Source organism: Sphingomonas sp. IC-56, assembly GCF_021043375.1.
GTDB lineage: Bacteria > Pseudomonadota > Alphaproteobacteria > Sphingomonadales > Sphingomonadaceae > Sphingomonas.
In genome coordinates this window covers 111,885-125,369 of sequence record NZ_JAJNDV010000009.1, presented here as the reverse complement: position 1 = coordinate 125,369, position 13,485 = coordinate 111,885, and the positions used below count along the sequence as shown (strand labels likewise).

The following is a 13,485-nucleotide window of genomic DNA, read 5'->3' as shown; positions in this document are numbered from 1 at the left end:
GGTCGCGAGGGTGGACTGATCTAACGAGCTGCATTGCAGCTGGGCCCCGGCCTTCGCCGGGGAACTGGGGTGCCTTATGACGAAGTGTTTCCCGGTGTGGCGGGCCTCGACTTCGTCCCTCCATGCGATACCCTCTCCCCAAACATAAAGCCGGAGAGAGCGATGTTTGGAGGGATGCAGGATTTTCCGCTGCGGGTGACGCGGCTGCTCGATCATGCCGCGCGTGAGCATGGGGACCGCGAGATCGTCACGCGCTGGGCCGATGGTAGCGAGACGCGGACGGACTGGGGCGGCGTGGCAAAGGATGCGCGGCGACTGGCGCAGGCGCTGGTTCGGCTGGGGGTGCGGCCGGGGGATCGGGTGGCGACGCTGGCGATGAACCATGCCCGGCATCTGGTCGCCTGGTATGGCGTGGCGGGGATGGGTGGGCTGATCCACACGATCAACCCTCGGCTGTTCGACGACCAGCTGGCCTTCATCGCCAACCATGCCGAGGACAAGGTGCTGTTCTATGACCGCGCCTTTGCGCCGATCGTTGAGCGGATGCGGGGGCAGTGGTCTTCCATTGAGCATTATGTGTGCTTTGACGATGGGTCGTTCGACTATCTTGTAGACGCGGAAAACGGCGTCTTCGATTGGGTTGAGGGGGACGAGCGGGACCCGTGCATGCTTTGTTACACCAGCGGAACGACCGGGAACCCGAAGGGGGTGGTGTACAGCCACCGCTCCACCGTGCTGCATGCGATGAGCGAGATGCAGCCCGACGTGTTCGACCTGTCGCGCCGCGCGGTGGCGATGCCGATCGTGCCGATGTTCCATGCGGTAGGCTGGGGCCTGCCCTGGGCGGCGGCGGGGGCGGGGATCAAGCTGGTCTTCGCGGCGGTCAACGAGCCTGCGGTCCTGTGCGACCTGATGAACCGGGAGCGCGTGACGCATTCGGCCGGGGTGCCCACCGTGTGGTTTGCGATGTTCCAGTATATGGACGCGAGCGGGGCGGCGCCCGAGCATCTCAAGATCGTCACCATTGGCGGATCGGCGGCGCCGCGGGCCATGATCGAGCGGCTGATGCGGATGGGCATCCGAGTGAACCATGCCTGGGGCATGACCGAAACCTCGCCGATCGGGACGATGGGCGCGCCGTCGCCGGATTGGGATGATCTGAGCTTCGAGGCGCAGGTCGATCAGGTGTCCAAGCAGGGGACGGTGCCGTTCGGCGTCGAACTGCGGGTGGTGGACGAGGCCGGCACCGTGCTGCCGCGCGACGGCGCGAGCGCGGGGCGCCTGCAAGTGCGCGGGCCCTGGGTGATCGGCCAATATTTCAAGGAAGAAGCGCCGGCGGTGGACGCCGGCAACTGGTTCGACACCGGCGACGTGGCGATGCTGCACCCGGACGGGACGATGCAGATCACCGACCGCGTGAAGGACGTGATCAAATCGGGCGGCGAGTGGATAAGCTCGGTCGAACTCGAGAATTGCGCGGTGGGGTGCCCGGGCGTGGCCGAGGCGGCGGCGATCGGGGTGCATCACCCGCGCTGGGAAGAACGGCCGATCCTGCTGGTGGTGCGCAAGCCAGGGGCTGAGGTGGATGAGGCCGCGGTGCGGGCGCATCTGGAGACGCGGGTGGCGAAATGGTGGTTGCCCGACGCGGTGCTGTTCGTGGACTCGCTGCCGCATAGCGCGACGGGCAAGCTGCTGAAGCGCGCGATCCGTGATGCGTATCGGGATTTCCGGTTGAAAGGGTGACTTTCTAGACCCTCCCCCGGAGGGGGAGGGGAACCAGCGGCGCTGGTGGAGGGGTAGTCTCCACGCGCAGTGTCGCTTTTGGGTGACTACCCCTCCGTCAGCGCTGCGCGCTGCCACCTCCCCCTCCGGGGGAGGATCTTTTTAAGTGAGTTGCTTGTGGTTGGCCCCCTCCACCATCCGCCTGCAGGGGAGGTTCTTTTTAGTGCACGGCCATCAGTGCGGCGCTGACTTCCTGGGTTTTGGCGTCGCGGAAGCGGGCGCAGTTGCGGATGGTTTCCACCACGCGGTCGAGACCCAGCGTGCTGTCATCGGCGAGTTGCGGGCGCAGCTTCGCATCGACCTGATTGGCCTGTTCCACCGAGCAGAGCCCGTTGAACATGCCGGCCATCCGAGCCGAGAAGATGCCGCCACCGCCTGCCGTCTTCGAGAACTCGTCGAAATGCGTGAGCATGAAGCTGCTGGCGATGTCGCGGGTGGCGGGCGAGCGCAGGAACAGCGCGGTTACCATCAGCCGCGGCTGCGCGGGCAGGCGGGGATCGGTGAAGTCGTTCAAGAACCAGCGGGCGACCTCTGGATTGTTCGAGCTGGCGATGCCTGCGAGCCCGGCCTCGGCAAGTGCGGGATCGGTGCCCGAAAGCGCCTTGTCCGCGATCGTGCGGGCAAAGGCGGAACCCCGTGCCTCGGTTGCGAGGGCGATGGCGGTCTGGAGATACTGGCCGTCCAGCGCCTTTGTGTCGCCGGCCAGATACGCGTCGAGCGCGGTGGTCAGGCGGGTGCGGACGGAGGGATCGCATGCGGCGACGACGATGTCGAGCAGGTCGCGGCGAAGCTGACGGGTGTCGGGGCTTTCGGCGGTGTTGATGCCCGCGGCGGGATCGAAGCCGAGCTTGTCCAGCATCGGGCGGTAGATGGCCGACAGCATCTGGCGATAGGCGGGCAGCGCCTGCGGAGTGACGAGGCCGCGGGCTTCGAGGCCGCGCAGCCGTTCGGCATTGTCGAGCGCGATGCGGCTGGCCGGGTGGGCAGCCATGACCCGGGCGAGCTGGACCAGTTGCGGCACGCGCGGCTTGCCGGCGTAGAAGCTGGCCCACAGGCTGTCGTCGAGCGCCAGCGCTTCGGGTTCGGGCAGGGTCGCGCCGGCGGCGATCAGCGCGTCCCAATCGCGCTGATCGAGCTCGAAGCGGTAATAGCCCCAGCCGCCGGCGTTCGGGACCACGGGGCCCTGGCCGGAGGGGGCAGCGATCTTCGCTGTAGCGCCCTCGAGCAGGGTGCAGTTCTTGGCGATCGCGACGCGCACGCAGAGCGGCACCAGCCATTGCTGAGCAGGCGCGTTGCTGCCGAAATAGGCGTAGCGCTGCTGGCTGGCGTCGAAGCCGGCGGCGGTGCGGCGCAGGGTGACCACGGGCACGCCCTGCTGATCGACGAAGCTGCGCAGCGATTGCAGCACGCGCGGGTCATGCGCGGCTTCGGCGAGCGAGCCGAAGAATTGTTCGGTGCTGGCGTTGCCGTGGAAGTGGCGGCGCATGTGGAGGCGCACGCCGTCGCGGAACTTCTCCTCGCCCATATACGCGGCGATCATGCCGACGACATGGCCGCCCTTGCCATAAGTGATGGCGTCGAAGGCGGCGTCGATATCGGCATCCTTGGTGATGCGTTCATGGATCGGACGCCCGGCGGCGAGCGCGTCGAGCTTCATCGCATCGAAGCCCTCCTTGATCGCGTCGACGCCGATGTTGAGATCGGGCCGCCAGGCGTTGCCGATGCGATAGCCCATCCAGTTGGCAAAGCTTTCGTTCAGCCACAGATCGTCCCACCAGGCCGGCGTGACGAGGTCACCGAACCATTGGTGCGACAGCTCATGCGCGACGACCATGCCGAAAGTCTGCTTGTTGGGCGTCGGCGCCTTTTCATCGAGGAAGAGGATGCCATCGCCATAGATGTCGGCGCCGGCGTTCTCCATTGCGCCGGGCATCACCGGCGAGCCGATCTGGTCGAGCTTGGGATACGGGAAAGGCTGGTCGAAATAGGATTCGAGCAGGGTGACGATCTTGCCGGATTCATCGAGCGCATATTGCAGCTGACCGGCATTGGGCTTGGTCCCGATCACCCGCAGCGGCAGCGGCTCCTTGCGCTGGGGGCTGGGTGGCACGACCGTCTCCACGCTGGCGAACGGGCCGACGACGAAGGCGATGAGGTAGGTGGGCAGCGGCTTGGTGGCGATGAAGTTGTGGCGGACGAGCTTGCCGGCCTTGACGGGCTTGCCCGCTTCGGGGGCGTTGCTGATCGCCATCAGGCCCGGCGCGGTGCGGATCGAGACAGTGAACGGCGTCTTGAAACCGGGCTCGTCAAAGGACGGGAAGGCCGAGCGGGCGTCGATCGATTCGAACTGAGTCCAGCTGTACCACTGCTTGTCGATTTCCAGGTGGTAGAGCCCGGCGGGGCCGGTGGCGAACGCGCCGTCATGGTCGAACTTCAGCGTGATGCGCCCGGCGGGAAGGGTGCGGCCGAAATCGAGCTGGGCGAGGCCCTGCGGCGTCTTTTGTGTGAAGGTGGCGGGGGTCTCCTTGCCGGCGATGCGGACGCTGGCCTTTGCCATGTGGAGGCTGCGGCCGTGGAGGAAGATCGAACGCGCAGGCGCCTTCAGATCGACATCAATCTCGGTATGGCCGCTGAAGCGCGGCTGGGACGGAACGATGGTCATGTCCAGGCGGTAGGCGACGGGCCTTGCCGTGTCGGGCAGCTTGCCGGTGGGAAGCGCGTCGGTCTGCGCCAGGGCATTGGGAGCAACGAAGAAGGCGGTCACCGCCAGCAGGAAAGCGCGCATCGAGGATCCTTGAAGAGAAGCGTGATGCTTAAGGAGGCAGGGGGAGGCTGGCAATCAGAACAGCTCGCCCTGTGCTCCAGGTGGCGGGCGGAAGAGGTCGGTGCGCAGCTGGACGCGGTCGCCGTCCAAGCCATGGCGTTTGGCGGCGATGTTGAAGCGTGTGCGCAGCAGATCGGCCCAGGGGCCTTGGCCCTTCATCCGGGTAAAGAAGTTGGGATCATTGTCGCGCCCGCCGCGGATCGACTGGATGGTGTGCATCACCTTGGCAGCGCGGTCGGGGAAATAGGTGTCGAGCCAGGCGCGGAACAGCGGCGCGACTTCGTGCGGCAGGCGGACGGGCATGAAGAAGGCCGAGCGGGCACCGGCCTCTGCGGCGAGTTCGAGGATGTGCTCGATCTCATGGTCGGTGATCTGGGGGATCACAGGGGCGAGCGAGACCAGCACGGGGACGCCGGCGTCGCTGAGCGTGCGGATGGCGGCGATGCGGCGTTTGGGCGTGGTGGCGCGGGGCTCCACCGTCATGGCGGTGCGCGGATCGAGCGTGGTGACCGAGAGCATCACTGCCGCCAGTCCCTTGGCCGCCATGGGGGCGAGCAGATCGAGGTCGCGGGTGACGCGATCGGACTTGGTGGTGATGGTGATCGGGTGGTTGCACGCGGAGAGCACCTCGATGCAGCCGCGGGTGATGCGCCATTGCGCCGCGATCGGCTGATACGGATCAGTGTTGGTGCCAAAGGCGATCGGCTTGCAGACATAGCCGCGCTTCTTGAGCTCGGCGCGCAACAGGGCGGGGGCATCGGGCTTGGCGAAGAGCTTGCTCTCGAAGTCCAGGCCAGGGGAGAGATCGTGAAAGGCGTGGCTGGGGCGGGCGAAGCAGTAGATGCAGCCATGCTCGCAGCCGCGATACGGGTTCACCGACTGGTCGAAGCGGACGTCGGGCGAGTTGTTGCGGGTGAGGATGGTGCGCGGCTTCTCCACCGTCACGCTGGTGCGCAGCGGGGGCGGGGCGCCGTCGATATCGGCCCGCGCATCGAGCCAGTCGCCATCGGCTTCGCGCTGGGCGAGGTTGAAGCGGGTGCTCTCCGCGTTGAGGGTCGCGCCGCGGGTTGCTCGAGTCTTCGCCATTGACAAAGGCTACGGAAACGAGCAGAACATAGCAAGAACATCCAGGGGGAAGATGATGGCCAGGATCAGCTATGTCGAACTGCCGGTGCAGGGCACGGGGCCGGCGCGCGACTTCTACGCGCAGGCGTTTGGCTGGGGCTTTACCGACTTCGGGCCGGACTATGCCGCGACGACCGGGGGCGATGTCGACCTGGGGCTGAACGGGAGCGACGACCAGGCGATCGCGCAGGTACTGGTGCTGGTCGAGGTGCAGGACCTGGAGGATGCGCTGGCCAAGGTGGAGGCCGCGGGCGGTGAGGTGGTGGTGCCGGTGTTCGCCTATCCTGGCGGGCGGCGGTTCCACTTTCGCGATCCGGCTGGGAATGTGCTGGGGGTGTTTGTGACGGAGGATTGAGGCGGGACTCAGATCCTCCCCCGGAGGGGGAGGGGGACCGCCAGCGCAGCTGGTGGTGGAGGGGTAAGTGCCGCATGCTGTGTCGCTCGTGGAGAATACCCCTCCACCAGCTTCGCTGGTCCCCCTCCCCCTCCGGGGGAGGATCTTTAGGTCAGCGCTCCAGCAGGCGCGGCATCAGTTCGACGAAGTTGCAGGGCTTGTGGCGGATGTCGAGCTGGGTGGCGAGGATGCCGTCCCAAGCGTCGGTGACTGCGCCGGTCGAGCCGGGGAGCGCGAAGAGGTAGGTGCCGCGGGCGACACCGGCGGTGGCGCGGGACTGAATGGTCGAGGTGCCGATCGACTGGAAGCTGAGCCAGCGGAACAGCTCACCGAAGCCGGGGATCTCCTTGTCCCAGACCCGCGCAAGCGCCTCGGGCGTAATGTCGCGGCCGGTGACGCCGGTGCCGCCGGTGGTGAGCACCACGTCGATTTGCGGATCGTCGATCCAGGCGTGGAGCTTGCCGACGATCTGGTCGGGATCGTCGCGGACGATCGCGCGGTCGGCGAGTTCGTGGCCTGCGGTCGTCAGCCGCTCCACCAGCCGGTCGCCCGAGCGGTCGTCGGCGAGCGTGCGGGTGTCGGACACGGTGAGCACGGCGATCCGGACGGGCCGGAACGCGATGCTGGCGTCAATCGGCACGGGCGAGCTGCCGTCCGGTGTTTGCGCGGCCGCTGATCTTCACGGCCGGCGCGCCGGGAAGGCCGGGGAATTTGGGCCACATGCCTTGGGTGAGCGCGGCGCGGCTGGAGGACTTGCGGCCCTCCTGCTGCTCGTACATCCAGTAGTTGCGCAGGACGATCATGACGTAGCCGCGCGTCTCCCAATAGGGGATGCTCTCGATATAAAGCAGGGGATCGCCATTGTCCTTGGTGAGGCTGTTCCAGGCCTGCACCGGGGTGGGGCCGGCATTGTAGGCGGCGATCACCTTGGGCAGCAGGCCGCCGGTGAAGGGCTGGTCGCGCAGCTGTTCGAGATAGGACTGGCCGATCTCCATGTTGACCGCGGGCTTGGTCAGGTCCGAGGCGGCATAGGTCACGCCGCGGCGGCGACCGACATCGGAGGCGGCGCCGGTCTTGACCTGCATGAGGCCCATGGCGCCGGCGGCGCTGCGAACCTCGGCGTTGAAGCGCGATTCCTGGAGGGTGTGGGCGTAGACCAGCGCCTTGTCGACGCGCCAGCCGCCCGCGGGCGTCCAGTTGGGCGCGGGATAGCGGGCCTGAAGCAGCGGCTTCGCGCCGGCCGGGCCGTTGTGCGACAGCCAGAGCTGTGTGGAGGCGAGGTCGAAGCGGCCGGCCAGGCGGCTGAGCGCGGCATGCTCGGTCGGGGTGGAGAAGCGGGCCTGGTGGCGCAGCACCTTGTCGGCCAGGCCGGTCTCGCCGATTTCGATCAGCGCGGCAGCGACGCGGAGGTTGGGGCGGCGGGCCAGCATCTGCCAGTCCTGGGCGACCAGCTTCTCGCTCTTGCCGGGCTTGTCCTCGATCGCGAGCGCGGCCTTGGCGAGCAGGCCGTAATAGGTTTCGCTATACTGAGTCGCGGCACGCAGCTTCTGCCCGACCTTGTCGGGGCGGCCGCACATCATGTCGGCGCGCGAGCCCCAATACAGGCCGGCCGAGCGCATCTCGATATCGGAGGCGCGGGTGGCGACCCGCTCGAACGAAGTGCCGGCGTCGGCGCAATCCTGCTGGCGCCAGGCGGCGAGGCCGCCGACCCAGTCGGCCTGCGCGGCCCAGTCGCCCACGCCCTGCTGCGCCTTGGCGGCCATGCGGCGGGCGTTGCCGTCGTCACCGGCGACGTAATAGATCCAGGCGACCTTTTGCTGCCACTCGGTCAGTGCCTCGGGCGTCAGATCGGCGGCGAACTTCTCGACCACGGCTTCGGCAGAGGCGCCGTCATCGGCCTTTACGAAGGGCGAAATCTCGATGGCGACCGACGTCGCGGCGTTGTCGCTCTTTATCGAGCGGGCGCGCTGGCGGACGGGGGCGCCATCGAACCAGACCAGACGCTGTGCCTGGGGAAGCTCGGGAAGTTCGGTCGCGCCGCGGGTCTTTGCCAGGCGGGCGAGCTGTTCGGCCTCGGGAAGCTCGGGCGCTTCCTGGAGCAGCGCCGTCAGCGGCGGCAGGTCGACCTTGGGGGAGTTCTTGGCGGTGTAGAGCTCGGCGCGGGCGATCGAATGCAGCGGGCCGTGCTTCATCGAGTCCAGCTGGAGCTGCGCGTCGACCCATTGCTCGGCGCGGATCGCGGCGAAGACGCGGCGATAGCCCTCCTGCTGGTCCTCGTCGAGCTGATCGGGGATGCCGTCGCCGTCGCGCGCGGGCACAGCGGAATCGAGCGCGGCAGGCAGCGTGCCTGCGGGAACGACGTCGGCATGCGCCGTCGCGGGTGCCGCAACAAAGGCCGCGGCTAAAAGGATACGCTTCTTCACTCGCTGGGCCCCCGGCTCATAAGCAGCAGATGTTTCCAGGCTTCACTTTTGGCGACCGGCCGCTCCAACAGGAAACGCGGGTGGAAGGTCGCCACCACCATCGTCTTTGCCCCAAATTGGTTAACGGCGCGTATACTATCTGAAACGCTCCCGCCGTTCGTCTCAGGCACAACACGGCTCGCCGCTTGTCCGAGCAAGAGCAGCTTCCGGGGCTTCAGCAGCGAGAGGTGATGGTGGGCAAGTTCGATCAGCCGCGCCTCTCGTTCAGGCGGGATGCGGCCGGTCATCGGACGCCCGACGGCCAGGCCGAGGACATAGACCGACTCGCGCGACAAGCCGACCGCAGCCAGCATGCGATCGAGCAATCGGCCCGGCGCGCCACCCAGCAGGCGGTCGCTGTCCTCAGGCTCGGGCATGTCGGTGAGCAATACCCATTCCGCGTCTGCCGGCCCGGTCGGGGCAAAGCGGGGGGACATCCAACCGGCTTCGGGCGCCGTGTCGCCCAGGCGCCATTCGAGAAAAGCGTCGAGCGTGTCGGGCAGGACCTCGGCCACGGGTGCCGTTACGGCAGGGCTGGCCGTTGCGGCTTCGAGCGGCGGGGCGGCGCGGGTGAGCCATTCGCGCGGCTCTTCCTCGACCAGCATGTCGACGCCGGCGTCGCGCCACCATTCCAGCGCGCTCGCCAGTGTTCCCTGCCACTCGTCTAGCGGTTCCGCCCCCATACCCTATCTTTGAATCCCTGTTGACGCCGCGGTCAATCTGCCTTCATCGACGCGGCAGGCAGGACGTTGCGGACGCGCGACGACAAGCGCGACCTGTACGCCCTTTGATGAGTTTCGCGAGGATAAAGAGGATGAGCGAGCGGGAGTCGATGCCCTATGACGTCGTGATCGTCGGGGCGGGTCCATCGGGCCTGTCGGCGGCGATCCGGCTGAAGCAGCTGGCGGAGCAAGCCGGGCAGGAGCTGTCGGTCTGTATCCTGGAAAAGGGATCGGAAGTCGGTGCCCATATCCTGTCGGGCGCGGTGATCGATCCCAAGGCGCTGGACGAGCTGTTGCCCAGCTGGCGCGAGGACGGTTGCCCGTTGGCGAACACGCCGGTGACGGAGAACCATCACTGGGTGCTGAGCGAGAAGGGCAAGTCGAGCTTCCCCGAGTTCCTGACGCCGCCGTTCCTGCACAACAAGGGCACTTATACCGGCAGCCTTGGCAATCTGTGCCGCTGGCTGGCGGACAAGGCGCAGGAGATGGGCGTCGAGATCTTCCCGGGCTTTGCGGCCGCCGAGATCCTCTACAACGAGGATGGCAGCGTAAAGGGCGTGGCGACCGGCGACATGGGCGTGGCGCGCGACGGCACGCACAAGGGCGATTATCAGCCGGGTCTGGAACTGCACGCGAAGTACACCTTCTTTGCCGAGGGCGTGCGCGGGCATTTGTCCAAGCAGCTGCAGCGACAATTCGACCTGTGCAGCGATGCGCAGCCGCAGGTTTATGGCATCGGCATCAAGGAATTGTGGGACATCGATCCCAAGAAGCACGTTCCCGGCAAGGTGGTGCACACCCAGGGCTGGCCGCTAAAGGAAGGCGAATCCAACGGCGGCGGCTTCCTGTACCATCAGGCCGACGGGCAGGTGGCGCTCGGGTTCGTGGTGTGGCTGAGCTACAAGAACCCGTATCTCTCCCCCTTCCACGAGATGCAGCGTTGGAAGACGCATCCCGAGATCGCCAAGCTGCTGGAAGGCGGCAAGCGCGTGTCGTACGGCGCGCGGGCGATCAGCGAGGGCGGCTGGCAGTCGGTGCCCAAGCTGGTGATGCCGGGCGCGGCGCTGATCGGCGACACCGCCGGCTTCCTCAACGTGCCGCGGATCAAGGGCACACATACCGCGATGAAGAGCGGCATGATGGCCGCGGAGGCGGCGTTCGAGGCGGTCGCCGCCGGGCGCACCAGCGATACGCTGGACGCCTATCCGGCGGCGTATAAGCAGAGCTGGGTGTACAAGGAGCTGCGCACCGTCCGGAACGTGGCGCCGCTGGTGAAGAAGTTCGGCGATACCTGGGGTACGCTGGCAGCCGGTGCGGCGATGTGGATGGAAATGCTGGGCCTACGCTGGCCCTTCACCATGAAGCACAAGCCGGATCACGAAAGCCTGTGGCGCGCCGAGCATGCGCGCAAAATCGAATACCCGAAGCCCGACGGCGTGCTGACCTTCGATCGTCTTTCCTCGGTGTTCATTTCGAACACCAACCATGAGGAAGACCAGCCGGTGCACCTGACGCTGAAGGATCCGGACGTGCCGATCCGGTTCAACCTGCCGGTCTATGCCGAGCCCGCGCAGCGTTACTGCCCGGCCGGCGTGTACGAAGTGGTGGAGGATGGTGGCGAGCCGCGCTTCCAGATCAACGCGCAAAACTGCGTCCACTGCAAGACCTGCGACATCAAGGACCCGACCCAGAACATCAACTGGGTGGTGCCCGAGGGCGGGGGCGGGCCCAATTATCCCAACATGTGAGGGCGCAGCGGTGATCGTCGAGCACGCGCCGGCAAAGCTGAACCTGGCGCTGCATGTTCGTGCGCGGCGGCCGGATGGTTATCACGAGCTTGAGACGCTGTTCGCGTTCGTCGGGTCTGGCGATGTCGTACGGGTGGCGCCGGCGGACGAAGCTGCTTTCGCGATTACCGGGCCGTTTGCGGCGGCGCTGTCGGGCGAGGGGGACAATCTCGTCACGCGCGCGGCGGAGCGATTTCGGCAGCGCTTAGGCGGGGGCGCGTACGCCATCGAGTTGGAGAAGCATCTGCCGGTCGCTTCCGGCATTGGTGGCGGATCGGCGGACGCGGCGGCGACGCTGCGCGCGCTGGCGCGGTTGAACGGCGTTGCGCTGGATGATCCGGCGCTGTTCGAGATCGCGGACGGGCTGGGCTCCGACGTGCCGGCCTGCCTGCTGGGGCGCACGGCGATCGGGCGTGGACGCGGCGAGTTGTTGGAGCCGGTGCCGGGGCGGCCGGGTACGCCAGTGCTGCTGGTGAACCCTGGCGTGGCAGTTTCTACCGCGGACGTGTTTCGGCGCTGGGACGGGGTAGATCGCGGGGCGCTGGGCCCCGACCCGCTGGAGGGGCGCAACGACTTGGAAGCGCCGGCGGTTGCGGCCGCGCCGGTGATCGCGGAGGTTCTTCAGATCCTGTCTGAGCAGCGCGGCGTAATGCTGTCGCGGATGTCGGGTTCGGGAGCGACGTGCTTCGCGCTGTTCGACACGCAGGCGGACTGTGATGCTGCGCGGGTGGCGCTTGTGCGGCCCGGATGGTGGAGCGTCGCGACCGCGCTGCGTTGAGCGTTTACCACGCCTGCTAAGCCGGCGTTGATGCTTGTCGGGCGACACGGCACGTAGCGGATCAGACGGCCGGCGCCGGACGTCCGCCGATGGCCCGGCTTGGCCCGCGCCACCGTGACAGGCTCTGCCCGATCGGGCAGAGCCGTCACATGATCCGCGTCACGCATGACGGCCCCATCGCCACCATCACACTCGATCGCGCAGAGGCGCGCAACGCATTGCCCATTGCCGGGTGGGATGCGCTTGGTCGTGCGGCGATGCAGGTCGGGGAGGCACGGGTGGTGATCCTGTGCTCGGGCATTTCCGGCATATTCTGCGCAGGCGCCGACATTGCCGAGTTCGCGCGGCTCCAGGCGAATCCGGCGGTGCGCCCCCGCTTTCGCGAGGCGATGCGGCAGGGGATCGAAGCCATCGCCGCGCTGCCCATGCCGGTGATCGCCGCAGTCGACAGCGGCTGTTTCGGGGCGGGCGTGGCGCTGACACTCGCCGCGGATATCCGGGTGGGCGGAGACGACGCGGTGTTCGCGGTGACTCCTGCGCGGCTGGGGATCGGCTACCCACAGGAGGATGTGGCGCGGCTGGTGGCGCAGGTGGGCCGCGGTAGGGCGGCGGCGATGTTGTTCAGTGCCCAGCGGCTCGATGCCGATGCTGCCGAGCGGGCGGGCTTGGTGGAAGTGCGCGCCGCCTCCGCGATCCAGGCCGCGCATGCGCTAGCCAGCGCGATCACCGACAATGCGCCGCAAGCGGTGCGGCTGCTCAAGCGGACGCTGCGCGGTGGCGCGGAGTTGGACCGGGAGTTCGATGATGCGTTTGGCGGGGACGAGTTCGCCGAAGGCCTGGCCGCATTCCAGCACAAGAGGAGCCCGCGCTTCCAATGACATCACCGGCCGAAATCATCGAGGGTTCGCAAGGGGATACCCTGCTCCTCTGCGACCATGCATCAAACGCTGTGCCGGAGGGCGTAGACCTGGGCATCGCGCCTGAGTTGCTGGACCTGCACATCGGAGTCGACATCGGCGCAGGGCCGCTGACCCGCAGCCTTGCCGCGGCGCTGGACGTGCCGGCGGTGCTGGGCACGGTGTCGCGGCTGGTGATCGATCTGCACCGGGAACCCGACCATGCCGGGCTGATCCCGCACCGTTCCGACGGGCACTGGATCCCGGGCAACCAACATGCCGATCGCGCCGAGCGGATCGCGCGCTTTCACGGGCCCTATCACCATGTGCTGGCGGCGCAGGTGCGTGCCCGTCGCCCGAAGCTGATCCTGGCGATCCACAGCTTCACGCCGCGGCTGGAACATGGCGGAAGCGATCGGCCATGGGAGGTCGGCGTGCTCTACAATCGCGACGCGCGCGCGGCGACTCCGGCGATCCGCTTCTTCGAAGGGGAGGAATTGGTGACGGGTGACAACGAACCCTATTCGGGCCGGTTGCTTAACGCGACGCTGAACCGGCATGCCGAGGCGAATGGCATCCCTTCGCTGTCGATCGAGGTGCGTAACGACTTGATCCGCGATGATGCTGGTGTGGGGCGCTGGACCGAGATCCTTGCCGCACTCGCAAAAACTTTGCGCAATAGTCTTGCGTCGGGGAGTTCTGCTGCGCAATAGCC

At 67.2% G+C, this 13,485-nt stretch carries 11 protein-coding genes; 6 read left to right on the top strand and 5 right to left on the bottom strand.

Annotation, left to right across the window (positions count from 1 at the left end; all coding sequences use genetic code 11):
- Positions 1-162 precede the first annotated feature (162 nt).
- Positions 163-1,743: a long-chain fatty acid--CoA ligase gene (locus LQ953_RS13035; protein ID WP_231031335.1), complete on the top strand. Its 1,581-nt coding sequence runs from the start codon at positions 163-165 to the stop codon at positions 1,741-1,743.
- A gap of 199 nt (positions 1,744-1,942) precedes the next feature.
- Here LQ953_RS13035 and LQ953_RS13030 read toward each other — a convergent pair whose 3' ends face one another.
- Positions 1,943-4,567: a M1 family metallopeptidase gene (locus LQ953_RS13030; RefSeq protein WP_231031334.1), complete on the bottom strand. Its 2,625-nt coding sequence runs from the start codon at positions 4,565-4,567 to the stop codon at positions 1,943-1,945.
- Positions 4,568-4,621: 54 nt separating this feature from the next.
- Positions 4,622-5,692 (bottom strand): PA0069 family radical SAM protein, encoded by a 1,071-nt coding sequence (locus LQ953_RS13025; RefSeq protein WP_231031333.1) that lies wholly within the window; start codon positions 5,690-5,692, stop codon positions 4,622-4,624.
- A gap of 55 nt (positions 5,693-5,747) precedes the next feature.
- Here LQ953_RS13025 and LQ953_RS13020 point away from each other — a divergent pair, with 55 nt between their 5' ends.
- The gene (locus LQ953_RS13020) at positions 5,748-6,086 is read left to right on the top strand and encodes a VOC family protein (RefSeq protein ID WP_231031332.1); all 339 of its coding nucleotides are present in this window, start codon (positions 5,748-5,750) and stop codon (positions 6,084-6,086) included.
- A gap of 151 nt (positions 6,087-6,237) precedes the next feature.
- Here LQ953_RS13020 and moaB read toward each other — a convergent pair whose 3' ends face one another.
- Genes moaB through LQ953_RS13005 form a run of 3 tightly spaced genes read right to left on the bottom strand, consistent with a single transcriptional unit; the run spans position 6,238 to position 9,270 of the window.
- Positions 6,238-6,765 (bottom strand): molybdenum cofactor biosynthesis protein B, encoded by a 528-nt coding sequence (gene moaB / locus LQ953_RS13015; protein ID WP_231031331.1) that lies wholly within the window; start codon positions 6,763-6,765, stop codon positions 6,238-6,240.
- Positions 6,755-8,548, bottom strand: coding sequence for a lytic transglycosylase domain-containing protein (locus LQ953_RS13010; protein WP_231031330.1), 1,794 nt, complete (start codon positions 8,546-8,548; stop codon positions 6,755-6,757). The genes moaB and LQ953_RS13010 overlap by 11 nt, the downstream gene beginning before the upstream one ends.
- Positions 8,545-9,270 carry a uracil-DNA glycosylase family protein gene (locus LQ953_RS13005; protein ID WP_231031329.1) on the bottom strand — a complete coding sequence of 242 codons (726 nt, stop codon included), beginning with the start codon at positions 9,268-9,270 and terminating at the stop codon, positions 8,545-8,547. The genes LQ953_RS13010 and LQ953_RS13005 overlap by 4 nt, the downstream gene beginning before the upstream one ends.
- A gap of 131 nt (positions 9,271-9,401) precedes the next feature.
- Between LQ953_RS13005 and LQ953_RS13000 the strand changes: the two genes are divergently transcribed.
- The 4 genes from LQ953_RS13000 to LQ953_RS12985 all read left to right on the top strand — a co-directional run bounded on the left by LQ953_RS13000 (position 9,402) and on the right by LQ953_RS12985 (position 13,483).
- A complete protein-coding gene (locus tag LQ953_RS13000; RefSeq protein ID WP_231031328.1) occupies positions 9,402-11,057 on the top strand; it encodes an electron transfer flavoprotein-ubiquinone oxidoreductase in 1,656 nt (551 codons plus the stop codon).
- Between the two features lie 10 nt (positions 11,058-11,067).
- Positions 11,068-11,874, top strand: coding sequence for a 4-(cytidine 5'-diphospho)-2-C-methyl-D-erythritol kinase (locus tag LQ953_RS12995; RefSeq protein WP_231031327.1), 807 nt, complete (start codon positions 11,068-11,070; stop codon positions 11,872-11,874).
- A gap of 149 nt (positions 11,875-12,023) precedes the next feature.
- A complete protein-coding gene (locus LQ953_RS12990; RefSeq protein ID WP_231031326.1) occupies positions 12,024-12,752 on the top strand; it encodes an enoyl-CoA hydratase/isomerase family protein in 729 nt (242 codons plus the stop codon).
- Positions 12,749-13,483 (top strand): N-formylglutamate amidohydrolase, encoded by a 735-nt coding sequence (locus tag LQ953_RS12985; protein ID WP_231031325.1) that lies wholly within the window; start codon positions 12,749-12,751, stop codon positions 13,481-13,483. Before LQ953_RS12990 ends, LQ953_RS12985 begins: the two co-directional genes overlap by 4 nt.
- The last annotated feature ends 2 nt before the right edge of the window (positions 13,484-13,485 follow it).

Coding starts and splice junctions, on each gene's coding strand:
- LQ953_RS13035 (WP_231031335.1), top strand. CDS start 163: ATGTTTGGAGGGATGCAGGATTTTCCGCTGCGGGTGACGCGGCTGCTC.
- LQ953_RS12990 (WP_231031326.1), top strand. CDS start 12,024: ATGATCCGCGTCACGCATGACGGCCCCATCGCCACCATCACACTCGAT.
- LQ953_RS13025 (WP_231031333.1), bottom strand. CDS start 5,692: ATGGCGAAGACTCGAGCAACCCGCGGCGCGACCCTCAACGCGGAGAGC.
- LQ953_RS13020 (WP_231031332.1), top strand. CDS start 5,748: ATGGCCAGGATCAGCTATGTCGAACTGCCGGTGCAGGGCACGGGGCCG.
- LQ953_RS13030 (WP_231031334.1), bottom strand. CDS start 4,567: ATGCGCGCTTTCCTGCTGGCGGTGACCGCCTTCTTCGTTGCTCCCAAT.
- LQ953_RS13005 (WP_231031329.1), bottom strand. CDS start 9,270: ATGGGGGCGGAACCGCTAGACGAGTGGCAGGGAACACTGGCGAGCGCG.
- LQ953_RS12985 (WP_231031325.1), top strand. CDS start 12,749: ATGACATCACCGGCCGAAATCATCGAGGGTTCGCAAGGGGATACCCTG.
- LQ953_RS13000 (WP_231031328.1), top strand. CDS start 9,402: ATGAGCGAGCGGGAGTCGATGCCCTATGACGTCGTGATCGTCGGGGCG.